At 70.2% G+C, this 24,218-nt stretch carries 16 protein-coding genes and 2 pseudogenes; all 18 read left to right on the top strand.

Annotated elements, in window-relative coordinates:
* Positions 1-131: 131 nt before the first annotated feature.
* The 18 genes and pseudogenes from AMYHA_RS17505 to AMYHA_RS17420 all read left to right on the top strand — a co-directional run bounded on the left by AMYHA_RS17505 (position 132) and on the right by AMYHA_RS17420 (position 24,118).
* Entirely contained in the window at positions 132-938 is an 807-nt protein-coding gene (locus AMYHA_RS17505) for a Rossmann-fold NAD(P)-binding domain-containing protein (RefSeq protein WP_034272623.1), read from the top strand.
* 10 nt (positions 939-948) lie between these two features.
* Positions 949-1,629, top strand: a complete 681-nt coding sequence (locus tag AMYHA_RS17500) for a hypothetical protein (protein WP_051400042.1) — start codon at positions 949-951, stop codon at positions 1,627-1,629.
* A gap of 484 nt (positions 1,630-2,113) precedes the next feature.
* Positions 2,114-3,472 carry an ATP-grasp domain-containing protein gene (locus AMYHA_RS17490; RefSeq protein WP_051400041.1) on the top strand — a complete coding sequence of 453 codons (1,359 nt, stop codon included), beginning with the start codon at positions 2,114-2,116 and terminating at the stop codon, positions 3,470-3,472.
* Positions 3,469-4,740 carry an ATP-grasp domain-containing protein gene (locus tag AMYHA_RS17485; protein ID WP_051400040.1) on the top strand — a complete coding sequence of 424 codons (1,272 nt, stop codon included), beginning with the start codon at positions 3,469-3,471 and terminating at the stop codon, positions 4,738-4,740. Before AMYHA_RS17490 ends, AMYHA_RS17485 begins: the two co-directional genes overlap by 4 nt.
* On the top strand, positions 4,737-6,050 hold the full coding sequence (locus tag AMYHA_RS17480; RefSeq protein ID WP_051400039.1) for an MFS transporter: 1,314 nt from the start codon (positions 4,737-4,739) through the stop codon (positions 6,048-6,050). Before AMYHA_RS17485 ends, AMYHA_RS17480 begins: the two co-directional genes overlap by 4 nt.
* Complete coding sequence (locus AMYHA_RS17475; protein ID WP_084037345.1) at positions 6,047-7,132, top strand: histidinol-phosphate transaminase; 1,086 nt, start codon at positions 6,047-6,049, stop codon at positions 7,130-7,132. The genes AMYHA_RS17480 and AMYHA_RS17475 overlap by 4 nt, the downstream gene beginning before the upstream one ends.
* A 49-nt stretch (positions 7,133-7,181) precedes the next feature.
* A pseudogene (locus tag AMYHA_RS28440) lies at positions 7,182-7,658 on the top strand (aminotransferase class I/II-fold pyridoxal phosphate-dependent enzyme); the annotation flags it as partial.
* Positions 7,659-7,738: 80 nt separating this feature from the next.
* Positions 7,739-8,407, top strand: a pseudogene (locus AMYHA_RS28215) (aminotransferase-like domain-containing protein); the annotation flags it as partial.
* A 35-nt stretch (positions 8,408-8,442) separates the two neighbouring features.
* A complete protein-coding gene (locus tag AMYHA_RS17465) occupies positions 8,443-9,072 on the top strand; it encodes a mycothiol-dependent nitroreductase Rv2466c family protein (protein ID WP_034277721.1) in 630 nt (209 codons plus the stop codon).
* Between the two features lie 8 nt (positions 9,073-9,080).
* Positions 9,081-9,371 (top strand): chorismate mutase family protein, encoded by a 291-nt coding sequence (locus AMYHA_RS17460; protein ID WP_034272619.1) that lies wholly within the window; start codon positions 9,081-9,083, stop codon positions 9,369-9,371.
* 17 nt (positions 9,372-9,388) lie between these two features.
* Positions 9,389-11,542 (top strand): aminodeoxychorismate synthase component I, encoded by a 2,154-nt coding sequence (gene pabB, locus AMYHA_RS17455; protein WP_034272617.1) that lies wholly within the window; start codon positions 9,389-9,391, stop codon positions 11,540-11,542.
* Complete coding sequence (locus tag AMYHA_RS17450; RefSeq protein WP_034272615.1) at positions 11,539-12,444, top strand: prephenate dehydrogenase/arogenate dehydrogenase family protein; 906 nt, start codon at positions 11,539-11,541, stop codon at positions 12,442-12,444. The genes pabB and AMYHA_RS17450 overlap by 4 nt, the downstream gene beginning before the upstream one ends.
* Positions 12,441-14,117 (top strand): class I adenylate-forming enzyme family protein, encoded by a 1,677-nt coding sequence (locus AMYHA_RS17445; protein ID WP_034272613.1) that lies wholly within the window; start codon positions 12,441-12,443, stop codon positions 14,115-14,117. The genes AMYHA_RS17450 and AMYHA_RS17445 overlap by 4 nt, the downstream gene beginning before the upstream one ends.
* A 113-nt stretch (positions 14,118-14,230) precedes the next feature.
* Positions 14,231-15,289, top strand: a complete 1,059-nt coding sequence (aroF, locus tag AMYHA_RS17440) for a 3-deoxy-7-phosphoheptulonate synthase (RefSeq protein ID WP_034272610.1) — start codon at positions 14,231-14,233, stop codon at positions 15,287-15,289.
* 32 nt (positions 15,290-15,321) lie between these two features.
* On the top strand, positions 15,322-17,430 hold the full coding sequence (locus AMYHA_RS17435; protein ID WP_034277719.1) for a molybdopterin oxidoreductase family protein: 2,109 nt from the start codon (positions 15,322-15,324) through the stop codon (positions 17,428-17,430).
* On the top strand, positions 17,427-18,908 hold the full coding sequence (locus AMYHA_RS17430; protein ID WP_034272607.1) for an FAD-dependent oxidoreductase: 1,482 nt from the start codon (positions 17,427-17,429) through the stop codon (positions 18,906-18,908). The genes AMYHA_RS17435 and AMYHA_RS17430 overlap by 4 nt, the downstream gene beginning before the upstream one ends.
* On the top strand, positions 18,905-20,233 hold the full coding sequence (locus AMYHA_RS17425) for an MFS transporter (protein ID WP_034272605.1): 1,329 nt from the start codon (positions 18,905-18,907) through the stop codon (positions 20,231-20,233). The genes AMYHA_RS17430 and AMYHA_RS17425 overlap by 4 nt, the downstream gene beginning before the upstream one ends.
* Before the next feature lie 36 nt (positions 20,234-20,269).
* Complete coding sequence (locus AMYHA_RS17420; RefSeq protein WP_051400038.1) at positions 20,270-24,118, top strand: non-ribosomal peptide synthetase family protein; 3,849 nt, start codon at positions 20,270-20,272, stop codon at positions 24,116-24,118.
* Positions 24,119-24,218: the final 100 nt, after the last annotated feature.

The raw sequence follows: 24,218 nt of genomic DNA, 5'->3' as shown, positions 1-24,218 counted from the left end.
GTTTCGGTTCACCTCTCGTGCGCCGTCCGCTGACTATCGCGGCCGCGATAGCGCGCCGATAGCGACGAGTAGGGCCGGATTCGGACAGTCGTAGGCAGCACGAGTGAGTCGGACCCGCGGAGGTGATCAGGATGAGACGCACCGAGCAGCCCCTTGGCATCGGCGACGTTCTCGCGGCGCTGCGTCACATGGACCCCGCGGCCGGTGTCATCGGAGGACTGTTCGACGATGCCTTCGTCGACGGCGCCGCGGACTCGCCGGTGGCACGGGGCTATTCCTTGCGGGCGCAGGAAACCGCGGCCCTCGTGCTGCGTGATCCGGACGATGTCGCACTGTGCGCGTTCCCGCCGGCGCTGCTGTACGCGTGCCGGGCCGCCGCGCTCGCGAGTGTCGCGACGCGGGCGCTGCTGCCGCCAGGGTCGGCCACCGCGAGTGTGTGCGGAGACGCCGTCCGGGTACCGGTCATGCTCGCGACTCTCGCGCACTGCCCGCAGCACATCAGCCACATCGAGGCCTGGGCGCCGGAACCCGTCCCGGACGAGGTGGGCGAACAACTGGACGAGGCAGGGATCGGGTTCACGATCGCGGCACGGCAGCAGGACGCCGTCTACGGCGCGAATCTGTTGGTCGCCGCCTCCGATGCCGCCCAGCTGTCTCGCGGGCAGCTCTGCGATGAGGCGGTGCTGATCAACGCGGGCGGCTCGGTCGTATCTCGCGACATCGCACGGCGGGTGTCCGCCGTGTTCACCGATGCCGACCTTGGCGAACTCATCACCGGACTGGCGCCAGCCCGGCCTGCCGGGCTGGTGCTGATGGACCTGCTCGGCGCCGAACATCCGGACATCGCGCTCGCGTATCGGCTGTATCGGGCCCTACGACCAGACACCGCCCAGGAATCACCGGCGACTAGTAGCGACTCGACGGATGCACAGTACTAAGGAGGCAGACATGCTCACCACGGAAACCATCGGCCCGCATGCGGGCGGCTCACTGCCCGAGCCGTGTGCGTTACCGGCCTGCCACCGCCGCCCCGTAGACGAGTGGCGAATCTGCCAGACCTGCGCGGCGGAGGTGAGTGCCACGGTGCGCAGCCTCGCCGAGGACTACGACGAATGCGCGGACATGCTCGACCGGCGGCCGGGCTGGCTCTCCGAACGGGTCAGCGGAACCCGCAGGATCGGCATCAGCCTCAGCGAGACGGCGATGACGGTGCGCGGCGACATCGTCGCGATACTGGCCTCCTGGTGCGCGTTGGTCGCCGAGGAAGCAGGGGTCCCCAGTGCGGGCAGCGCCGATGTCACGGTGATGGCCACCTACCTGGACGAGCACCTGCCGTGGCTGGCCACCCATCCGGCCGTGGACGACTTCGCCGACGAGATCACCACGCTGCTCGCGGACGCCCGCCGTGTACTCGACCCCACCCCGGTAAAGCAAGTGCACCTCGGAGTGTGCGCCGAGCCGGATTGTGACCGGACGGTGGCGGCCACCGTCTACGCCGCACCGGGCGAGAAACCACGGCGGCCGGTCAGCTGCTCGGCGGGACACACTCTGCCGCCGCACCAGTGGCTGCTGCTCAGTCGATGGCTGCGGACCGCCGCGGCGGACGAGTCGCTCGGGGCGGCGGCATGACCGGCGCGCGGCGGAGACGCACCGTCCCCACTCAGCTCGCCGCACTCGCGGTGGGCGTATCGGAAGCCACGATCCGGAAATGGGCCAGCCGCGGGAAATTGACGCGGTATGGCAAGCGCGGTCGTGCGGAGTATGACCTCGACGAGCTTTTCGAGATCGCGGAGTCGAGCGTTCAATTGACCTGATAACGATAATGTCGAAAACACGAATTGGGACCCGTCGCACCGCGACGGGTCCCAATGCTGCGTTAAAAATGGTCGCAGACGTGTTCGGAAAAAAATCGCCCAAAAGTGTTGACTCCGCAGCTTGCGAAGTGTCACGCTTTTCGTGTGGCACCGCTGTGCCCGCAGCAGGATGGGCCGGCACAGCCGTGAAGCCACTCAAGGAATCGTATCTTCTATCCCCATTTCGAATCGCCGTCATCGTGTGCTTAACCGGCATTCATGACGTGCTTCGGCCGGCCTGGATACAAGAGAGAAGAAGCATGAATAGCACCGCTGGAGCAAAGCAGGACGCATTTATTCTCACGGGTTCGTTCATCGCTATATGCCGGGCTCCCCGCTATCTCGCGGAGCTGCACAGTCGCGGGCTGACGGTCTTGCTGGCGACCCCGGCCCGGTGGCGTGCCGATGCCGAGGCGAGCCTCGCCGAGCCGGGGCACCCCGCCACCGCGGCCGATGAGATCGCCTTCGTGGCAGGCAGTCCCGACCACGAGGGATCGTTCAACGCGGGCGCGATCGCCGCGGCGCGCGACTGGCAGCGCCGGTATCGCATCGTCGGCGCGTACGCGGTGGGCGAGACGATGGTCGAGCCCACCGGACTGCTCGCCGACGCGCTCGGGTTACCTGGCCCTGGACTGCGCGCCAGCCGGGTGTGCCGCAGCAAGTATCTGCAGCGCTGGTATCTGCCGGACGCCAGCCCACCGTCGACGGTGATCCCGGCTGGCGGCCGGGACACGACCGACCTCCGCGAGGTGTCCTATCCCGCGGTGCTCAAGCCGGCGAGCAGGCATTCCAGCTCTGGTGTGGTCACTGTGCCGGACGAGTCGGCTCTGCGGGTGGCCATGGCCGAGTATCCGGGCCACGAGACGTTGCTCGCCGAGAGCCGGGTGTGGGGGCAGGAGTACTCGGTGGAGACGCTGACGCAGGACGGCACGATCCTGTTCGCCTCTGTCACCCGCAAGGACACCAACGAGGCAGGCGGTGAGGCCTTCGTCGAGCTGGCCCATTCGGTGCCAGCCGACGGGACAGCGGCGGGCCAGGTGCTCGCCGCGAACGAGGCGGTGCTGCGGCGGCTGGACATGCGTGACGGCATCACGCACGCGGAGTGGCGCGTTGACGCGGACGGCGTGCCGCGGCTGATGGAGGTCGCCGCGCGCACCCCCGGCGACGGCCTGTGCGTCCTGTACGAACTGGCCACCGGAGCGCCGCTGGAACCGGTCATCGTCGACATCGCGCTCGGCGTGCCCACCGAGTATCCCGCCCCGCGCCGCTTCACCCGCCAGGTCTACGTCGAGGCTGACCACGGCGTACTCGACGACGTACGGGTGGACTGGCCTGGGATCACGCCCACGTGGGTTGGTGAGGCCGGCCAGTGGCCGGAGATCGAACCGGGCGCCGCCGATGACCCGGCCACGCTGCGTGCGGTGCTGGTGCTCAAGGAGCGCGGCGCGTGGCTCGGGCCGTTGCGCAGCTCGGATGACCGCGCGGTGACGGCGCTGATCGACGCGCCGAACCCGGCGGAACTCGACGAATTGGAAGCCAGGGTGCGCGCCGCGATCACCATCGCGGTCAGCGCTCCCGGTACTGCCGCCGATGAGGGGACGAAGGAGTGTGCGGCATGAAGAACGTCGTGATGATCATGCCTTACCACCGGTATTTGACCGCTGCCAAGTCCGAAGGCATGCGGATCCACGCCATCTGGGACCGGGCGGTGGCGGAAAGCATCTTCGGTGCGGGTGCTCCCGCCGATGCCTACCTGGCCGAAGCAGCCGAGCTCGCCGACGGGTTCGCCCTCACCGACTTCAACGACGAGGCGGCGCTGTCGGCGGCGATCCGCACGGCGGTGGCCGACTTCGACGCCGATGTCGTGTACCACGTCGGTCAGGAGGAGAGCATGCTCGGCCCGTCGCGGCTGGCCGAGGAACTGGGGCTCGCGGCGAACCCGGCGTCGTCGATCGCGGTGCTCAACGACAAGTTCGCGCTGCGCGAGATGCTCGCCAAGCATGACGTGTCGCCGGTGCGGTTCGCGCACGCCACACACTGGCGAGACGTCGCCGAGCTGCTCGGCGACGTCGAACTCCCGGTCGTGGTGAAGCCGACCGACCTTTCCGGCAGCCGAGGAGTGTTGCTGCTCGACGACCCCGCACAGCTCGACGAGTGGGGCGCGCTGCTGACGTCGTACGACTATGACGGGCCGGTCCTGGTGGAGGAATTCCTCACCGGACCGGAGTTCAGCGTGGAGACGGTGAGCGTGCGTGGCAGGCACCACGTGATCGGCGTGACCCGCAAGCTGCTCGGCGCACCGCCGCTGTTCGTCGAGACGGGACACGTGCATCCGGAGCCGGAAGGCGACAGTACCGCGCAACTGGGCGCACTGACCGTGACGATGCTCGAGCTCAGCGGGTATCAGACCGGGCCGGCGCACACCGAGATCAGAATGACCCCCGCTGGCCCGCGCATCATCGAATCGCAGGCCAGGCTGGCCGGTGACAAGATTCCGCAGCTGGTGCACCTGGCCACCGGGCTGGACATGGAGCGCGCCGTCCTCGCCGCGTTGGCCGGTCGCCCCCCGACACCGAGTGATCCTGGCGCCGGCGCGGCGCGGATCGGTTACTTCCAGCTGCCGACCGGAGTCATCGAGGCGATCGGCGGGCTCACCGAGATCCGCGCGCTGCCCTACGTCAGCGAGCTGAGCATGCCGTTCGCCGTCGGCGACACCATCCCGGAAACCGTGGACTGGCGGACACGGCACGGCTTCGTCGTGGTCAGCGGCACGTCGGTCGCGCAGACCGCGGCACGGCTCGCCGAGGTCGAGGACCTGCTCGACGTCCGGGTCAGCCCCGCAGCGGAGCCCGGGGAATCGAGCGATATCGCGGAGGTAGTGGCATGACGTTCTTCTCGTTGTCTCCCGCCCTGCGCCTGCGTATCGGCGTTGGCTTCGTCAACCGGTTCGCCGACTCCATGATCACCACGTTCATGGCGATCTACCTCGCGCTGGAGTACTCGGTCGCGCTTGCCGGGGTCCTGATGGTCGCGGTGGTCTCGCTCGGCGTGGTCGGCATGCTCATCGGCGGGCATGTCGCCGACAGCAGGGGCCGCCGGGTCACGCTGCTGGCCGGTGAATCGGCGGTGGTCGTCACCTTCGTCGTGATGGTGTTCGGCGAGTCGTCGCTGCTGGCCAGCCCCCTGGTGGTCTATCTGGCCTACGTGGTGAACAAGTTCGCCGCCAGTCTCGCGCTGCCAGCGCACGACTCGCTGATCGTGGACATCACGACGCCGGAGATCCGCAAGCAGGTGTACACGGTCAACTTCTGGGCCGTGAACTTGGCGCTGGCCACCGGGGCGATGCTCGGCGCGGTCCTCTACGACGGGCGCTTCGTGCTCATGCTGGTCATCGCAGCCGTCGGGTCGGCGGGGGTGGTGGTCTCGACGTGGCTGTGGATCGCGGAGACGAAACCGGAAACGGTACGCACCGAAGCCGCGAAGCCGCCGATGCGCGAGTTCGTCAGCGGATACCGCCAGGTGCTGCGCGACCGCACGTTCATCCAGCTGATGGTGGCCGGGACGCTGACCCTCGCGGTGGAGTTCCAGCTGATCAACTACGTCGGCGTGCGGCTGGCCGCCGACCTGCCAGAACAGGACCTGCTGTCGCTGGGCACCTGGAGCGTGCGGGTGGACGGGCCCGAGATGCTCGGCGTGCTGCGCGCCGAGAACACCATCCTGGTCGTGATCATGGCGCTCTTCGCGCCGGTGCTGCTGCGGAAGGTGTCCGATCGGATCGGGCTCTACCTCGGCACAGGGCTGTTCATCGGCGGGTACATGGTGCTCGCGGTGAGCAACACCGGCTGGCTGCTGATGGTCGCCGGGTTCGTCTTCACCGTCGGCGAGCTCATGAGCGTGCCGATCAAGCAGACCCTGCTGGCCAACCTGGTCCCTGACCACAGCCGCACCCGCTACATGGCCGTGCACAACCTGAACATCCGGCTGGCACAGCTGATCGCCGCGCTGTGCATCACCGTCGGCTCGGTACTGCCCTCCTGGGGCATGGCGGGTCTGTACGCGGTGTTCGGCCTGATCATCGTGTGGCAGTACCGGCTGGTGCTACGCACGGTGACCACCGCAGGCATCGTCAACCCGGCGCCAGCCGACATCTCCGCCGATGCCGCCGAACCCACCCGAGAACCCACCGAGGCCCGATGAGCGACGCGATCACAGCGGAGGACACCATGACGACGCCACGCATGCGTGCCGCCATCGACGCCCTTCCGGAGCGAAAAGCCGGCCCACCGCGGGTTGGGCAGCGGATGGCGGCCAACGAGTCGCCGGAAGGCCCGCTGCCATCGGTGCTGGCAGCGGTGCACAGGGCGGCGACCGAACTGAACTACTACCCGGATTACCACTGCACCGAGGTCACCGGCGAGATCGCCCGGTGGCTCGGCGTCGGTCCCGACAACGTCGTCGTCGGCGCGGGAGCGGTCGGCGTCACGCAGATGGTGTTCTCGGCCGTCAGCGAGCCGGGCAGCGAGGTGATCTATCCGTGGCGATCGTTCGAGGCCTACCCCACGATCGCCGCGCTGGCCGAGATGCGGCCGGTGGCCGTACCACTGCGCGAGGACGGCGGCCACGACCTCGATGAGATGGCGGCGGCGATCACCCCGAACACGCGGTTGATCCTGGTGTGCAATCCGAACAACCCGACAGGGGTGCCGGTACACGCCGACGAACTGTCGGCCTTCCTGGACCGGGTTCCGGCCGACTGCCTTGTGCTGCTGGACGAGGCATACCGCGAGTACGTACGCGACCCTGATGTGCCCGACGGCCTGTACGTGGCCGCAGGACGCCCCAACGTGGCAGTGCTCAGGACGTTCTCCAAGGCGTACGGCCTCGCGGCGCTACGGGTCGGGTACCTGGCGGGGGACGAGCGGGTGGTGTCGGCGGTGCGCAAGGCCCGGCTTGGTTTCGCGGTCAACGGCCCCGCGCAGGCCGCGGTGATCGCCTCACTGGCGGCCGAGGACGAACTGCTTGGCCGCGTCGAGCACACCGTCAAGGAACGCGACCGAGTGCGCTCGGCGCTGCTCGAGCAGGGCTGGCGAGTCGCGCGGAGCGAGGCCAACTTCCTGTGGCTGCGCACGCCGGAAGCGGTCGGTCTGGCCGAGGCATGCGCGGCGGGAGGGCTGCTGGTGCGCGCTTTCGACGGCGAGGGCGTGCGGATGTCCATCGCGACTCCGCACGCCAACGACGCGTTTCTCGGCATCTGCGCCGCCTACCGCGACGCGCGGTAACGCCGCGCTGGCAGGCAACAGCGATGAACAATCTGCGAGGAGAAATCCGATGGAAGCCTTACCAGCGGCGGGCGGACTGCTCGCCGAACGAGCCAGCGCGATGGTGGCCTCGGAGATCCGTGGCCTGTTCGCGGTCGCCGCCCGGCCGGAGGTGGTCTCACTGGCAGGCGGCATGCCTGCCCCGCAAGCGCTGCCGACCCAGCTGCTCAGCGCGCTGATCGGCAAGGTCCTTGCCGATCACGGCAGCCAGGCACTGCAGTACGGGCCAGGACAGGGCGAGCCGAGGTTGCGGGAACAGATCCGCGACGTAATGGGCGTCGAAGGCATCACCGCCGACCCGGACGACGTGGTGGTGACCGTCGGCTCGCAGCAGGCACTGGACCTCGTCGCGAAGCTCATCATCGATCCGGGCGACGTCGTGCTTGTCGAGTCCCCGGCGTATGTCGGAGCGCTGACCACGTTCGCCTCGTATCAGGCGAACGTGGTCCACGTCCCCGGTGACGACGACGGCATGCGACCGGACGCGCTGGCCGGGATTCTGGCCGAGCAGGCCGCTGCGGGACGGCGGGTGAAGCTGCTCTACACCGTGCCGACGTTCGGCACCCGTCGGGTAGCACGCTCAGCGGCCCGCGCCGGGACGACGTGGCCGAGCTGGCCCGCCGCGCCGGGGTGCTCGTGGTGGAGGACAACCCGTACGGCCTGCTCCGGCTGGAGGGCGAACACCTCGCGCCGATCCGCGCCCGGCACCCGGATGTGCTCTATCTCGGGTCGTTCTCCAAGATCCTGTCGCCGGGACTGCGCGTCGGCTGGGCGCTCGCCCCGCCCGCGTTGCGAGATCAGCTGGTCCGCGCGGCCGAGTCGGCGCTGTTGTGCCACTCCGCGCTCAGCCAGCTGACCGTCGCGCGGTACCTGTCCGAGGAACCATGGCTCGATCACGTCAAGGCGCTCCGCGAGCTGTACTGGGATCGCCGCGCGGCGATGCTGTCCGCGATGGCCGCGGAGCTGCCGGATGGCTGCCGGTTCACCGCCCCGGACGGCGGATTCTTCATCTGGCTCGGCCTGCCGCCGGGAACGGACGCCAAGCGGATGATCTCGCGGGCGATCGACGCCGGCGTGGCCTATGTCCCCGGCACGGGCTTTTACGCCGACGGGTCGGGGCGCGACCACATGCGACTGTCCTTTTCGTACCCGGAACCGGCCGAGATCGCCGAAGGCGTTCGCAGGCTCGCCGGCGTCATCGGCCGCGAAGCGCGAGGGCCGGTGACCCACCCATGACCACCCCCACGAAACAACGACAGGAGCTGGCGGAGATGACGGCAAGCACGACCTCCACGCGGGCCTCCACGCGGGTCGACTTCTACTTCGACCCCGCGTGCCCGTTCGCCTGGATCACCTCGCGGTGGATCGTCGAGGTCGAACGACTGCGCGAGATCGACCTGCGGTTCAAGGTGATGAGCCTCGCGGTGCTCAACGAACACCGCGAGATCGAGCCGTGGTACCGGGAGTTCTGCGACCGGGCGTGGGGTCCCGTACGGGTGGCCATGGCCGTCGCGGCGCACGCCGGTGAGGACATCCTCGGCGACCTGTACACCGCGCTGGGCACCCGGATCCACGACGGTGGCAACAAGGACTTCCCCTCGGTGATCGACGACGCGCTCGCCGAACTGAACCTACCCGCGCACTTGGCGGGCGCGGCGAAGTCGACCGAGTTCGACGATGCGCTGCGGGCCAGCCACCAGCGCGGCATCGACGTGGTCGGCGAGGAGCTCGGCACACCGGCCATCCACCTCGACGGCGGCGGCTTCTTCGGCCCGGTGTTCACCGCGATTCCGCGTGGGGAGCAGGCCGCCCGGCTGTTCGACGCCGCGCGTGAACTCGCGGCGCACCCGACGTTCTGCGAACTCAAACGCTCCCGCACCGGCGAGCTCGACTTCAGCTGAGGAGCACCATGACCAACGCACTGGAAGACCTGCGTGCGCGACTCGACGCGCTCGACCTGGAACTGCTGGCGACGCTGCGGGACCGGATCCGCTGTTGTGTCGAGATCGCCGAGTACAAGCGTGAGAACAACGTCCCGATGATGCAGCCGCACCGCATCGGCATCGTGCAGCGCAGGGCCGCGCGGTTCGGCCAGGAGCACGACATCGACGGCGACTTCCTGTACCGCCTCTACGAGCTGATCATCGCCGAGACCTGCCGGGTCGAGGACCACGTGATCGGCGTGCCCGCCCCGTCTTGAGTTCTCGGGAGACCATCATGCGCATCCTGCTCATCGACAACTACGACTCGTTCACCTACAACCTGTATCAGTACCTCGGCGAGGTGGTTGGCACGCCGCCGGATGTGGTGCCCAACGACACCGACTGGGCCGAGCTCGACCTCGATCACTACGACGGCGTGGTCATCTCGCCAGGCCCGGGCAGGCCGGACCGGCCAGCTGACTTCGGCATCAGCGCGCGGGTCATCCTGGAGGGTTCGCTGCCCGTGCTCGGCGTGTGCCTCGGGCACCAGGGGATCTGTGCGTTGCTCGGCGGCACGGTCGAGGAGGCCCCTGAGCCGGTGCACGGGCGCGTGTTCCCGGTCGAGCACACCGGTGTGGACGTCTTCGCCGGGCTGCCATCGCCGTTCGACGTCGTCCGCTACCACTCGCTCGCGGTGACCGAACTGCCGCCGCAGATCGAAGCTGTTGCCTGGACCGACGACATCGTCATGGGCGTGCGGCACCGCGAGCGCCCGCTGTGGGGCGTGCAGTTCCACCCGGAGTCGATCAGCAGCCAGTACGGACGCCAGATCGTGGCCAACTTCCGCGACTTGGTGCGGCAGTACTCGCCGGTCGCGGCGGCGACCGTGCCGTCGCCGGTGGCCACGCCGGAACCGGAACCGGAGCCCGCACCGATGTATCAGGTGCACGCGCGCAAGCTCGCCACCATGCCGGACCCGGAGACGGCGTATCGCGCCCTCTTCGCGCGGAACGCCCACAGCTTCTGGCTGGACAGCAGCGCGGTCATCGACGGGCTGTCGCGGTTCTCGTTCCTCGGCGACGCCAGCGGTCCGCTCGCCGAGTTCGTCAGCTACCGCATCGCCGACGGCACGGTCACCGTGACCTCGTCGGACGGGCACGTCGAGCACATCGAGAGCGGCCTGTTCGACTACCTCGACGCCGAACTGGCCCGGCGGCGGGTTGCAGGAACCGCCGAGCTGCCGTTCGACTTCAACCTCGGCTACGTGGGCTACCTCGGTTACGAGCTGAAAGCGGAGTCGCGCGGGTCGGCGGCCTACCATGCCGAGGAACCGGACGCCGCGCTGGTCTTCACGGACCGGGCGCTGGCGCTGGACCATCAGGAAGGCGAGGCCTACCTGATGGCGTTGAGCGTCCATGACGCCGACGGATCGTCCGAGGCACGGGCGCGTGCCTGGCTTGAGCACACCGCCGAGGTGCTCGGAGCGCTCCAGGCGCAACCGCCGGTGCACGCCGTCGACGGCCCGCACCGGCTGCGTGACATGAACGCGCCGGAAGCGGCGAGCGTGGTGCGGCCGAGGCACGACCACGATGCCTACGTCAAACGCATCGACGAGTGTTTCCAGGAAATCCGCCACGGCGAGTCCTATGAGATCTGCCTGACCAACTCGGTGACCATGCGGGCGAGGATCGACGCGCTGCGCACGTACTCGTACCTGCGCACCATCAGCCCGGTTCCCTACGGCGGGCTGCTCGACTTCGGCGACGTCTCGGTGCTGTGCGCCTCACCGGAGCGGTTCCTGTCGATCGATGTGAACCGGGTCGCGGAGTCCAAGCCGATCAAGGGTACCCGGCCGAGGGGAACGACCACGGCCGACGACGACGCGTTGCGCGCGGATCTGCTCGGCAACGCGAAGGATCACGCCGAGAACCTGATGATCGTCGATCTGATCCGCAATGACCTCAACGTCGCCTGCGAAGTGGGCTCGGTGCACGTGCCCACGCTGTTCGACGTCGAGACCTACGCCCCGGTGCACCAGCTGGTGTCCACTATCCGAGGGACGCTGCGGCCGGGGGAGTCGCCGGTCGGCTTGGTGCGGGCCGCCTTTCCCGGCGGTTCGATGACCGGGGCGCCGAAGATCCGCACGATGGAGATCATCGACCGGCTGGAGGACGGGCCGCGCGGTGCCTACTCCGGGGCGATGGGGTGGTTCGGGCTCAGCGGCGCGGTCGACCTCAACATCATCATTCGCACCCTGGTCGCCACCAGCGACCACGTGAGCTTCGGCGTCGGCGGCGCGATCATCGCGCTCTCCGACGCCGACGCCGAGTTCGAGGAGACCGCGGTCAAATCGCGGCCGATGGTCAGCGCGGTGCTGGACACCGCGCTCGAACTCGGCGAGCCCGCCGAGATCACCGTTGACGGGCCCTCGCTCGGGAAGGCGGCGTGAGCGCGCCGCCGGGCGGGCTCACGCGGTGTGTCGTCGCAGGCGGTGCTGGTGCGGTCGGTGCGATGTTCGCCGATCTGCTCCGGGCAGAGGGCAGTCAGGTGACGATCGTCGACATCGCCCCTGGCCCTGGGGTGATGGCGGCCGACGTGACCGCGCCGGGCCCGGAGCTGCGCGGCGCGCTCGGTACCGCGGACGCGGTGGTGCTGGCGGTGCCGGAACGGGTGGCGCTGGCCTGCCTCGGCCCGGTGTCCGGCGCGCTGCGCCCCGGCGCGCTGCTGGTGGACACGCTGTCGGTCAAAGGCCCGTTCGCCAGCGCGGTGGCTGAGCTCGGCGCCGACATCGAGGCGGTCGGCCTCAACCCGATGTTCGCGCCGTCGCTTGGCATGGCAGGGCGTCCGGTCGCCGAGGTCGTGCTGCGCGACGGGCAGCGGGTTCGCACGCTGCGCCGCGTGCTCGCGGAGGCGGGCGCGCTGCTGACGGCCGTGGACGCGTCAGCCCACGACCAGCTCGCCGCCGCCGCACAGGCCATGACGCACGCGTCCGTGCTCGCGTTCGGCCACGCGCTAGCCGGGCTCGACCTGGACGTCCGGCAGTTGTCGGCGCTGGCGCCGCCACCGCACACGACGATGCTCGCGCTGCTCACGCGAATCTGCACCGGCGAGCCGGACGTGTATTGGGACGTGCAGTCCACCAACCCGATGGCGGCATCCGCGCGGGAAGCGCTCGCCCACGGCCTGCGCGCCGTCGCCGACATGGTCGAGGCCCCGGACCCGGCCGCGTTCAGCGCACTGCTGGCGCGCCTCGCCGGCTACCTCGGCCCCGAACTCGAACGGTACCGGGAGCACTGCGCCCGGCTGTTCGCTGTCGTGCCGCAGCAACCACACAGAGAGGAACACGCATGAGTTCGTTCGCCCCCACCGTGCTGTCCCCGCAGGACAGGGCCGCGCTCGCGGCCGACATGTCCGTCGGCGGCGGCAACCTGCTCCCCTCGGCCATCGCGGCCAACCCACACCCGGAGATCCCGTTCGTACGCCCCACCCGGCCCGTCATCGGCACCGACGGTACGCCGATGCACGAGCTGAGCCTGCACGACATCGACCACCTCGCGCAGAGCTGGTCGGCGTGGTACATCGAGCAGGGTGTCGGCCCGCGTGACCGGGTCGCCGTCTTCTTCGAGGACTCCTTCTCCTACTCGGTGCACTTCTACGCGCTGGCACAAATCGGCGCGGTCGCGGTGCTCATCAACAGCAACGCGCCCCGCGAGATCGCACTGTCGCTGCTGACCCAAACCGGTCCGGTGGGACTGTACGCCGACCGCGAGCGGCTGGGCAGGCTCGGCGACGCCGTCGGCGAGCTGAGTGACCTGCGCTTCGTGCAGGCCGTCGAGGAGCTACCGGCCCCACCGCCTGCCCAGCTGCCTGATACCGCGCGGTTCCGGCACGTATCCGAGGACCCGGTGGTGATCCTGCATTCCTCCGGCACCACCGGTGTCCCGAAGCCAACGGTGCACAACCACCGGTCGATCGTCGCGGGTCCGCAGTTCCGGCTGGTCGACCACAAGGAAACGCCCGGCGCGGTGATGATGACCAGCCTCCCGCAGTCGCACCTCGGCTGCATCGCCTACACCGTCTACGCGGTGTTGTCCGGTTCACCGACCATCGCCGCCTTCGACCGGCCGGGCGCGGAACTCGCCGCTGCGGTGCGGGAGCAGCGGCCGACGGCCGTCATGTCGTTCGCCCACGCCTACTCCGAGATGGCCACGCTTGACCTGCCGGACGGCGCGCTGGACTCGGTCGACGCCTGGGTCTCCATCGGCGACGCGGTGCACGAGGCGCACATCAAGAACATCCTCGGCAGGCGGTCGGCGGACAAGCCGCCCGCCGCGTTCCTCGACCGGCTCGGCACCACCGAGCTCGGCTGGGGCGTGCTGCTGAAGGTGCGTCAGCTGACCAGCGAACGCAACGACCGGTGCGCGGGCAAGCCGGTCGGTGTCGCTGAGGTGACCGTGCTACGCAAGGACGGCACGGAGGCCGAGGCCAACGAGGTCGGGCTGCTCGCCGCGAAGGGACCGGCGATCACCCCCGGCTACTGGAACAACTCCGATTTGTCCTACCGGTTCCGGCTCTCCGGCTATTGGCTCACCGGCGACAACGCCTACCGGGACGACAACGGCGACTACTTCCTTGTCGATCGCACCGCCGACGCGGTTGAGACGGCATCCGGCACCGGCTACACGGTGTTCATGGAGGAAGTGCTGCTGTCCGACGTCGCTGACGTGGTGGACTGCGCCGTCATCGCGGGCAGGATCGACGGACGGGTAGCTCCGGTCGCCGTGGTGACCGTCGGCTCGGCGGTCGCCGAGGGCGACAAGCTGCTCGCGCGGTCCAACGAGGCACTGCGGGCAGCCGGGCATCCCGCGATCGACGTCCTGGAGATCGCCCGTACCGATGCGGACTTCCCAGTGGGTGTCACCGGCAAGGTCCTCAAGCGGCAGCTGCGGGAGAAGTACGCCGACCTCGGCACGTATCTGCGAGGTGCCGACGGCGTGGACCTGGCCCACACCGGTCTGATCTAGCGCCACCGCGACGAACTCACTACACCCGCCGGTGCCGGCCGTGCGCTCGACAGCGCGGCCGGCACCGCCATTCGCAGACCTTTCCGATCGCATACCCGAAAGGCGGACCTGTCATGTCCGGTCACGAACGAGTCCACGTTTTCGCTCCCGCCGTCGGCGCGTCCGATGTCGCCGGCTGGGTCGAGTACCTCACGTCGGCGGGCGGCACCGCCACCCCGCTCCGGTTCGGCGCCACGCCCACCATCCTGGCCACCGGCGACGGACCAGCCCACGCCCGCCCAGCGCACCTGCCCGAGCCGCTGGCGGTGGTCCCGACGACGGGCAAGAGCCGCTACGGCCACTCCGACATCCGCCCCGAGGGCACGATCGTCCAGATCGGACCCGCCGACATCGGCGACGGGGCCATCTCGGTCTTCGCGGGCCCGTGCGCGGTCGAGACCAGCGAGCAATTGCACGACACCGTCGGCGTGGTCCGGGCCGCGGGCGCGGTCGGGATGCGCGGCGGCGCGTTCAAGCCGCGCACGTCTCCCTATGACTTCCAGGGCCTGTGGTGGGAAGGCCTCGCGATGCTGGATGAGGCCCGCGAGCGCAGCGGGCTGCCAATTCTGACCGAGGTGCTCGACCCACGGCATGTCACCGAGGTCGCGGCGGTCGCCGACGGCCTGCAGATCGGCGCGCGCAACATGCAGAACTTCGAGCTGCTGCGGGAGGCGGGCGCGGCCGGCAAGCCGGTGGTGCTCAAGCGCGGCTTCGGCTGCACGGTCGACGAAGTGCTCGCCGCGGCCGAATACATCCTGTGCCAGGGCAACGACCAGGTCGTGCTGTGCGAGCGGGGCATCCGCACGTTCGAGTCCGCGACCCGCTTCACCCTCGACATCTCGGCGGTCGCGCTGTTCAAACAGCGCACGCATCTGCCGGTGATGGTCGACCCGAGCCACTCGGCGGGCATCCCGTCGCTGGTCGAACCGGTCGCCATGGCGGCGGTGGCGGCTGGCGCGGACGCCCTGCTCGTCGATGTCCACGGCCAGCCGGAATCGGCGCTGTGCGACGGGAAGCAGGCGCTGCTGCCCGCTGACTTCGAGCAGCTGATGGGCAGGCTGGAGATGCTGGCCATGGGCCTCGGCCGCAAGCTCGCCGGGGTGACGGCGCCGATGCTGCAACCGACAGGGTGAGCCGCGAACGACCCAGCGGCGACGGCCAGCCGATGCCGGTCGTAACCCAGGTCGACACGCACTGCCCGTATTGCGCACTCCAGTGCGGGATGCGGCTCTCGCCGACGACGCGGCAGGGCGGCGGGCCGGTACGGGTCGCCGCCCGCGACTTCCCGGCCAACCAGGGCGGGCTGTGCCAGAAGGGCTGGACCTCGGCGTCGCTGCTTGACACGCAGGGCAGGCTCACCACACCGCTGCTCCGCCGCAGGCGCGGCGCGCCGCTGAGCCCGGTGAGCTGGGACGAGGCACTGGACTTCGTGGCGGACAGGCTGCGCGAGCTGCGGGCCGACCACGGCGACGACGCGGTCGCCGTGTTCGGCAGCGGCGGCTTGAGCAACGAGAAGGCCTATCTACTCGGCAAGTTCGCGCGCGTCGCGCTCGGGACGTCGCAGATCGACTACAACGGCCGGTTCTGCATGTCGTCGGCGGCCGCGGCGGCCACTCGTGCGTTCGGCATCGACCGGGGACTGCCGTTCCCGGTCACCGACCTGGCCGACGCGGAGGCGGTGCTGCTCGTCGGCGCCAACGTGGCGGAGACGATGCCGCCGTTCGTGCGACACCTCGGCCGTGCCGCACGGGCAGGCGGGCTCATCGTGATCGATCCCCGGCGCAGCGCCACCGCCGAGCTGGCCTCGCTTCATCTGCAGCCCGCGCCGGGCACGGATGTGGCGCTCGCCCTCGGCATGCTGCACATCGCCCTCGCCGAGGGTCACATCGACCGTGACTACCTCGCCGCGCGGGTCACCGGGTTCGACGAGGCGTGGCACGCGGCGGCGCGATGGTGGCCGCAACGCGCGATGCGCGTCACCGGTGTCCCGGTGGCGGACATGCGGTCGGCGGTTCGCCTGCTGGCCGCGGCCGACGGGGCATACGTTCTGACCGGGCGGGGCACCGAGCAACACGCTGACGGTGTGAACGCGGTATCCGCGTGGATCAACCTGAGCCTGGCGCTCGGCCTGCCCGGCACGATGGGCTCCGGGTTCGGCTGCCTCACCGGGCAGGGCAACGGTCAGGGCGGACGCGAGCATGGGCAGAAGGCCGATCAGCTGCCGGGCTACCGCCGCATCACCGATCCCGCCGCCCGCGCGCACGTCGCCGGAGTGTGGGGTGTCGAGCCGGACAGCCTGCCTGGCCCTGGCCGCTCGGCGTATGAACTGCTCGACGCGCTCGGTACCGACGGCGGTCCGCGCGGGCTGGTGGTGTTCGGGTCGAACCCCGTGATGTCGGCGCCGAACACCGGCCACGTCGCTGACCGGCTCGGCGCGCTCGACCTGCTTGTCGTGGCCGACTTCGTGGCATCAGAAACGGCCGCGCTGGCCGACGTGGTGTTCCCGGTGGCGCAGTGGGCGGAAGAAGACGGGACGACGACCAACCTCGACGGCCGAGTGCTGTTGCGCCGCAAGGCGATACCGGCTCCGGACGGGGTGCGCGGCGATCTCGACGTGCTCAACGCGCTCGCCGTGCGGCTCGGCCAGCCCGCGAGCCGGTTCCCGACCAGCCAGGAAGCGGCATTCGCCGAGCTGGGTATGGCCTCGGCGGGCGGTCCAGCCGACTACTCAGGCATCAGCCACGCGCGCCTGCGTGCGGGCGAGGCGCTGCACTGGCCGGTACCCGACGCCGCGCATCCGGGCACGCCACGGCTGTTCCTCGACGCGTTCGCGCATCCGGACGGCAAGGCGAGGATGGCGGCCGTGGACCACAACGGGCCTGCGGAGGAACCGGACGCGCGCTACCCGTTGTGGGCGACCACCGGCCGCGTGCTGCAGCACTATCAGACCGGGGCGCAGACCCGGCGGGTGCCGGAGTTGGCCGCGGCGGTGCCGGAGGCGTTCGTCGAGGTCCATCCGGACACGGCGGCGCGCGCGAACGTGTCGGACGGCGACCTCGCCGTGGTGGCATCCCGGCGGGGTGAGGTGCGGGCGAGGGTCAGGTGCACACCGTCGATGCGCAGGGACACGGTGTTCGTGCCGATCCACTTTCCTGACGCCCAGCGCGCGAACTTGATCACCAACCCGGCGCTCGATCCGGTCAGCCGCATGCCCGAGTTCAAGACGTGCGCTGCCCGGCTGGCGCCGTGGCCCGACCTTCCGGAGGGTAGATGAACACCCATGTCGTCATCGTCGGGTACGGGATGGCGGGCGCCAGGCTCGCCGAGGAGATCCGGGCCCGCGACCCGGACGCGGCAGCCGTGCGGATCACGATCATCGGCGCGGAGCGGCACCTGGCGTACAACCGGGTGCTGCTCCCGCACATCGTCGAGGGCGAACTCAGCCGGGCGGACGCGGCGCTGCACGGCGCGGGCTGGGCGCGGGAGAACCGCGTCGAGTTGCTGCTGGGCACCACCGTGCGAGCCGTCGACCGCGCGGGCAACCGCGTCCTGCTCGACGATGGCAGGACGGTCGGTTACGACCGGCTGGTGCTGGCGACCGGCAGCACGCCGTGGCTTCCGCCGATCGAGGGGCTGCGCGACGGCGCGGCACTCGCCGAGGGCGTCGCGGTGTTGCATGACCTGGACGACTGCCCGCGCATCGCGGCAGTCGCCGAGCGCGGCGAACCGGTCGCGGTGCTCGGCGGCGGTGTGCTCGGCCTGGAGAGCGCCAGCGCGCTCGCCGAACGGGGCACCCAAGTGACCGTGGTGCACCGGTCCGACCGGCTGATGGACCGTCAGCTCGACGGACCGGCCGGTGCGGTGCTCGCCGATGCCCTCACCGACGCGGGGGTCGGCGTGCTGCTTGGCTGCCAGGTGCGGCGTTACCGGCCGGGAACCGGGCTGGAACTCGCCAACGGCACGGTGGTTCCCGCACGGCTGGTGGTGGTCGCCACCGGCGTCCGTCCCGCGGTGAGCCTGGCGGCCGCGGCCGGGATCGCGGTCGAGCACGGCGTCGTCGTGGACGACCTGCTGCGCACGGACGATCCGGCGGTGCACGCCATCGGTGACTGCGCACAGCACGACGGTGTGAGCTCCGGCCTCGTCGGACCGGCGTGGGAGCAGGCGAGCGTGCTCGCCGACCTGCTCACCGGTGCCGATCCGGCCGCGCGTTACCGGGGGAGCGCGCCGGTGACGGCGCTCAAGGCGCGCGGGATCGACCTAGTAGCGCTCGGCGAGACGCACACCGAACCGTCCGACCCCGTCGCCGAGGTGCTGCGGCTGGCGGACCCCGCGCGCCGCCGCTACGTGAAGCTCGTCGTACGGAATGAGCGAGTGACCGGGGCGATCATGATCGGCTTCCCCGCTGGCGCCGCCACCGTCGCCCAGCTGTACGGCACGCCGAACGCGGCGCCTGCCGAGCCACTGGACCTGCTGGCCGGAGCGACCGCGCCAGCGAGCGGACCGGTGCTCCACCGGCAGGCTTCCTCGGTGATCTGCCGGTGCAACACGGTGACGAAGGGCGAGCTGGTCACGGCGTGGCAGGCGGGCGCGCGCAGCGTCGACGCGCTGCGCGAGGCCACCCGGGCCGGCAGCGGTTGCGGCGGCTGCCGCGACACCGTCTGCGCGCTGGCCGACGCACTCGCGCGAGCCGAACCCGCCGCGGCGGCGGCGACCGCGGACTGGGCCGAGATAGAAGGAGTTGCGGCGTGAGCATTATCGAGAAGGCCAGCCCGCGTCGGCGGCTGGCGCGCTGGGATCCGGAGGACGCCGAGTTCTGGCGGCGCACCGGCCGCGCGACGGCGCGACGCAACCTGCTCGTGTCCATGCTGTGCGAGCATGTCGCGTTCTCGCTGTGGGCGATCTGGAGCGTCGTGGTGGTGAGCCTGCCAGCCGCCGGGTTCGCCTTCAGCGTCGACCAGCTGTTCTGGCTCACCGCACTGCCCAACCTGATCGGCGCGGCCCTGCGGCTGCCCTACACCTATCTGGTGGCCGTGTTCGGCGGGCGCCTGTGGACCTTCCTGAGCGGCATCGTGCTGCTCGTCCCGTGCGGGTTGCTGATCTACTGCGTGTCGTCCAGCGCGTCGTACGGCGTGTTCCTGCTCGCCGCGGGACTCGCCGGGCTCGGCGGCGGCAACTTCGCCTCGTCGATGGCCAACATCTCCCACTTCTACCCCGCACAGCGGCAGGGAACGGCGCTGGCGATCAACGCGACCGGCGGCAACATCGGCGTGACAGTGGTCCAGGTCGTGGTGCCGATCGTGATCTCGCTCGGTACCGGAATCCACCTGGCCTACGCGGGCGTCGTGTACCTGCCGGTGGTGCTGCTCTCCTCGCTGCTCGCGCTGTCGCTGATGGACGACCTGCCCGGTGTGCGCGGCGATTTCCGGGCGCACGCCGCCGCCGCGACCCGCGCGCACACGTGGGTGGTGTCGACGCTCTACATCGGCACGTTCGGATCGTTCATCGGTTACTCGTTCGCGATGCCGCTGTTGATCGCCACGCAGTTCCCCGAGGTGCCGGTCGCGCACTACGCCTGGCTCGGGCCGCTGGTCGGCGCGGTGAGCCGACCGTTGGGTGGCTGGCTCGCCGACCGCTCAAGCGGCAGCCTGGTGTCGCAGTGGAACTTCGCCGCGATGGCCGGTGCCGCCGGTCTGGTCGTCGTCGGCCGGGCAGCGGGGAGCTTCCCGCTGTTCCTCGGCGCGTTCCTCGTGCTGTTCGTCACCAGCGGCATCGGCAACGGCTCGACCTACAGGATGATTCCGGCGATCTTCTCCGCACGCTGCGGTGATGACCCGGCTCGCGCGCGGCGCGAGGCGGCTGCCGCGATCGGTATCGCGTCGGCGATCGGCGCGTTCGGCGGGTTCGGCGTCAGCCGTGCGTTCGCCATGTCCGTGGCGAGCACCGGCACCGCCGACACGGCGATGCTCGGCTTCATCGCCTGCTACGCGGGCTGCTTCGCGCTGACCTGGTGGTGCTATCGCCGCCGCGCGATCGCCGTGCGCCTGGTGCCCAGCCTTGCCCCGGCCAACGTTTGAGACTCCCGTCCGTGCCAGAGGAGAGGGGATACCGTCATGCCACCAACCGTGCCGGCCAACCGGCGGCGCAGGGTTCCGACCACACTGCCGGAGCTGTTGGCGGAGCAGACCGCGAACCGTCCGGAGGACATCGCGGTCATCGCGGGTGAGCGCACCCGCACCTTCGCCGAGCTGGCGGCCGACAGCGCCGGGCTCGCCGCGTTCCTGCAGCGGCACGGTGTCGGCGCGGATACCCCGGTCGGCCTGTTCCTCGACCCTGGCGTCGAGCTGATCACCGGGGTGTGGGGCGTGCTCCGCGCGGGCGGCGCGTACCTGCCGCTCTCACCGCAGTACCCGGCCAACCGGCTGCGTTACATGCTCGCCGACGCGCGCGTTGACCTGGTTCTCACCGCCGAAGCGCTCCGGAGCGAGATCGCCGGCTTCGCACCGGAGGGGACCCGGATCGTGACGGTCGAGGAGGTCGCGCGGTCCGCGCTGGCGAACGCGCTGCCGTCCGATGGACCCCGGCACGACAGCCTCGCCTACGTCATCTACACCTCCGGCAGCACTGGCACACCCAAGGGCGTGATGATCGAGCACCACGCCATCGTCAACCAGATGCGCTGGCTGCGGCGCGCGCACGGTCTCGACGCGGACGCCACCGTGGTGGCGAAGACACCGATGAGCTTCGACGCGGCGCAGTGGGAACTACTCGCGTGCGGCGTCGGCAGCACGGTGGTGCTGGCGCGGGCAGGCGCCTACCGCGATCCCGATGCGCTGATCGAGACGATCCGCGGGCACGAGGTGACCACCCTGCAGTGTGTCCCGACCTTGCTACAGGCGCTGGTGGACACCGGTGATCTGGGCACGTGCACGTCCCTGCGGCGGGTGTTCAGCGGCGGCGAGGCACTGTCGCGGCGGCTGGCGGCGCGCTGCCTCGACCAGCTGCCGGGCGCCGAGCTGGTGAACCTCTACGGCCCGACCGAATGCACGGTGAACACCTCCGCGCACCGGGTCGACAAGGACGTGATCGCCAACGGGCCGAACACCGTCTCCATCGGTGCGCCCGCGGCGGGCACCAGTTACCACGTGCTCGACGAGCACCGGCGACCACTCGCCGTCGGCGAGGTCGGCGAACTCTACATCGGCGGTGTGCAGCTGGCCCGTGGCTACCTGCGCCAGCCGGAGCTGACCGCGCAGCGGTTCATCGATCCCGGCGAGCATCTCGGCCATCAGCGGCTGTACCGCACCGGCGACCTGGTGTACCGCAACGCCGACGGCACCGTGCAGTTCGTCGGCCGTGTCGACAACCAGGTCAAGCTGCGTGGTTTCCGCATCGAACTGGACGAGGTGCGGCATGCCGTCGAGGCGCACACCTGGGTGCGTGCCGCCGCGGCCATCGTCGCCGACGATCCGCGTACTGGGCACCAGAAGCTGGTTACCTTCGTCGAGCTGGACCCGGCGGAGGCCAGTGTGATGGACCAGGGCGAGGCCGGAGCCCATCACCGGTCGAAGGCGAGCAAGCTGCAGGTGAAGGCGCAGCTCGACCAGCTCGGCTGCCGCGACGACGCCGACGTCGATGCCAGAACCATCATCGCTCTGCCGGGCACGGAGGCGACGTCGCGCCAGCGCGGGCGGGCGTTCGCGCGCAAGACGTACCGCTTCTTCGATGGCGGGCAGGTCTCGATCGACGACCTGCTGCGGACCCTGCGAGGTCCGGTGAGCGTGGCGCGCAACCGCGGTCTCGACGAGCTGACCCTGACCGAACTCGGCGAGATCCTGCGCAACTTCGGGCAGTTCCACAGCGATGAGCGCCTGCTGCCCAAGTACGCCTACGCCTCACCCGGCGCCCTGTACGCCACCCAGCTCTACCTGGAAGCCGGTGAGGTCGCTGGGCTGCCCGACGGCGTGTACTACTACCACCCGGCGCGGCATGTGCTGGTGCGCATGAGCGGGACCAGCCAGGCGGTGACGCCCGGCATCAGTGTCCACTTCGTCGGCAAGAACCAGGCCATCGAGCCGGTGTACACCAAGAACATCCAGGAGGTGCTGGAGATCGAGGCCGGCCACATGGTCGGCCTGTTCGACGCGGTCCTTCCCGGATACGGGTACGGCATCGGCGAGCTCACCGATGCCTGCCACAACGCGTCCGTGCTCGGCGAGCTGGACGTCGCCGCCGACGACCGGTACCTCGGCTCGGTCCGTATCGTCCCGTTCGCTGCGGCCGCGCCCGACGACGGCACCGAGATGTACGTGCAGAGCCACCCCGGCCGGATCCCCGAGCTGCCCGCCGGGCAGTACCGGTATGCCGACGGGCAGCTGCACCGGGTCGCCGACGATCTGGTGGAGCGCAACGACGTCATCGCGATCAATCAGGCGGTGTACGACAGGGCGAGCTTCGGCATCACGCTGCGCGGCCGCGGCGGCCCTGAGTGGGCCCGCTACCTCGCGCTGGGCCGTACGGCCCAGCACCTGGCGATGTCCGGGGCTGCGGTGGGCATGATGCCGTCCGGGTACAGCTCGCGCACCGGCGACGATCTCGCGGCGGCCAGGAAACTGGCCACGATCCTCGCCGACGGCGCGGACGCACCGACGTACTTCATCCTCGGCGGCCGGATCAGCGAGGAGCAGCGGCGCAGCGAGGGCATGCGTGAGGACATCGTGCACATGAAGGGACCCGCCGAGCTGATCCGCGATGACCTGACCGCCGAACTGCCGGACTACATGGTGCCCAATGCGGTTCGGGTGGTGGACCGGCTGCCGGAGCTGGCCAACGGCAAGGTCGACGCCGCCGCGCTCGCCCGGCTGGAAGCCGACGCGGAGTCGATCCCGCTCGTGGCACCGCGCACGCCGGACGAGGAACGGATCCACGCGATCTGGCAGCAGGCCCTTGACTGCGAGTCGTTGTCGGTGCGTGACGACTTCTTCGCGTGCGGTGGCAACTCGCTGATCGCCGTCTCACTCGTCCACCGGTTGAACCGGGAGTTTGGCTGCGACCTGCCGATGCAGGTGCTGTTCGAATCCCCGACGATCGAGGCGCTCGCGCGGACGGTGTCCGGGCGGCGACCGATGCGCGGTTCGCGGCTGGTGCGGCTCAGCGACGCGGGCGCTGGACCCGCGATGTTCTGCTGGCCCGGCCTCGGCGGATACCCGATGAACCTGCGGCCGCTGGCCACGGCGCTCGGCGCGGACCGGCCGGTGTATGGCGTGCAGGCGCATGGCGTCAACAGCGGTGAGCAGCCATACCCGACGCTCGCCGACATGGCCGAGCACGATGTCGACCTGGTGCGCGGCACGCAGGCCGCGGGGCCCTATGTGTTGTGCGGGTACTCCTTCGGCGCGCGACTGGCGTTCGAGGTGGCGCGCAGGCTGGAGGCGGCGGGGGAGCGGGTCGAGCACCTGTTCCTGCTCGCACCGGGCTCGCCGCGTATCGACGGCGCGCGGGCCACCGACACGGTCGCTGTGCCCAGTTACCGCGACCGGGCTTACCTGATGGTGTTGTTCTCGGTGTTCGCGGGCCGGATCGACGGCCCGCACCTCGCGGAATGCCTCGCGGAGGTCACCGACGACGACAGCTTCGCCGCGTTCATCGCCGATCGATTCCCGGCGTTCGAACCGGCGCAGGTGCGCCGGATCGTGCGGATCGTGCGCGACACGTACCGCATGCGCGGCACCGCGCTCGTCGCCGACCGGCTCGCCGCACCGGTGAGCGTGTTCACCGCACGGGGCGACCAGCGTTCGTTCATCGAGACACCGGCCGGCCGCATGGTGGCCGACCCGGCGATCGTCCGGTTGCCCGCCGGCCACTACCGCCTGCTCGGCGAACCACACGTCGAGCGGCTGGCGGCCATGCTGCGCGAACGGCTGGCCGGAAACGACGCGCGGGCGGACACGCTCGCGTCCTGATCCCTGGCCGCGACCCGATCCACGCCACGCAACCCGATCCACTCCACGCGACGCGATTCACTCCACGCGACGCGATTCACGACGAAGGGAAGGCACCGTC

Source organism: Haloechinothrix halophila YIM 93223 (assembly GCF_000504245.1).
GTDB lineage: Bacteria > Actinomycetota > Actinomycetes > Mycobacteriales > Pseudonocardiaceae > Haloechinothrix_A > Haloechinothrix_A halophila.
Note: the sequence above shows the minus strand (reverse complement) of the source record. Positions and strands in the feature narration are given on the sequence as shown.

Bases quoted from the DNA above. Each gene is read 5' to 3' on its own strand.
- AMYHA_RS17505 (WP_034272623.1), top strand. From the start codon at position 132: ATGAGACGCACCGAGCAGCCCCTTGGCATCGGCGACGTTCTCGCGGCG.
- AMYHA_RS17500 (WP_051400042.1), top strand. From the start codon at position 949: ATGCTCACCACGGAAACCATCGGCCCGCATGCGGGCGGCTCACTGCCC.
- AMYHA_RS17490 (WP_051400041.1), top strand. From the start codon at position 2,114: ATGAATAGCACCGCTGGAGCAAAGCAGGACGCATTTATTCTCACGGGT.
- AMYHA_RS17485 (WP_051400040.1), top strand. From the start codon at position 3,469: ATGAAGAACGTCGTGATGATCATGCCTTACCACCGGTATTTGACCGCT.
- AMYHA_RS17480 (WP_051400039.1), top strand. From the start codon at position 4,737: ATGACGTTCTTCTCGTTGTCTCCCGCCCTGCGCCTGCGTATCGGCGTT.
- AMYHA_RS17475 (WP_084037345.1), top strand. From the start codon at position 6,047: ATGAGCGACGCGATCACAGCGGAGGACACCATGACGACGCCACGCATG.
- AMYHA_RS17465 (WP_034277721.1), top strand. From the start codon at position 8,443: ATGACGGCAAGCACGACCTCCACGCGGGCCTCCACGCGGGTCGACTTC.
- AMYHA_RS17460 (WP_034272619.1), top strand. From the start codon at position 9,081: ATGACCAACGCACTGGAAGACCTGCGTGCGCGACTCGACGCGCTCGAC.
- pabB (WP_034272617.1), top strand. From the start codon at position 9,389: ATGCGCATCCTGCTCATCGACAACTACGACTCGTTCACCTACAACCTG.
- AMYHA_RS17445 (WP_034272613.1), top strand. From the start codon at position 12,441: ATGAGTTCGTTCGCCCCCACCGTGCTGTCCCCGCAGGACAGGGCCGCG.
- aroF (WP_034272610.1), top strand. From the start codon at position 14,231: ATGTCCGGTCACGAACGAGTCCACGTTTTCGCTCCCGCCGTCGGCGCG.
- AMYHA_RS17435 (WP_034277719.1), top strand. From the start codon at position 15,322: ATGCCGGTCGTAACCCAGGTCGACACGCACTGCCCGTATTGCGCACTC.
- AMYHA_RS17430 (WP_034272607.1), top strand. From the start codon at position 17,427: ATGAACACCCATGTCGTCATCGTCGGGTACGGGATGGCGGGCGCCAGG.
- AMYHA_RS17420 (WP_051400038.1), top strand. From the start codon at position 20,270: ATGCCACCAACCGTGCCGGCCAACCGGCGGCGCAGGGTTCCGACCACA.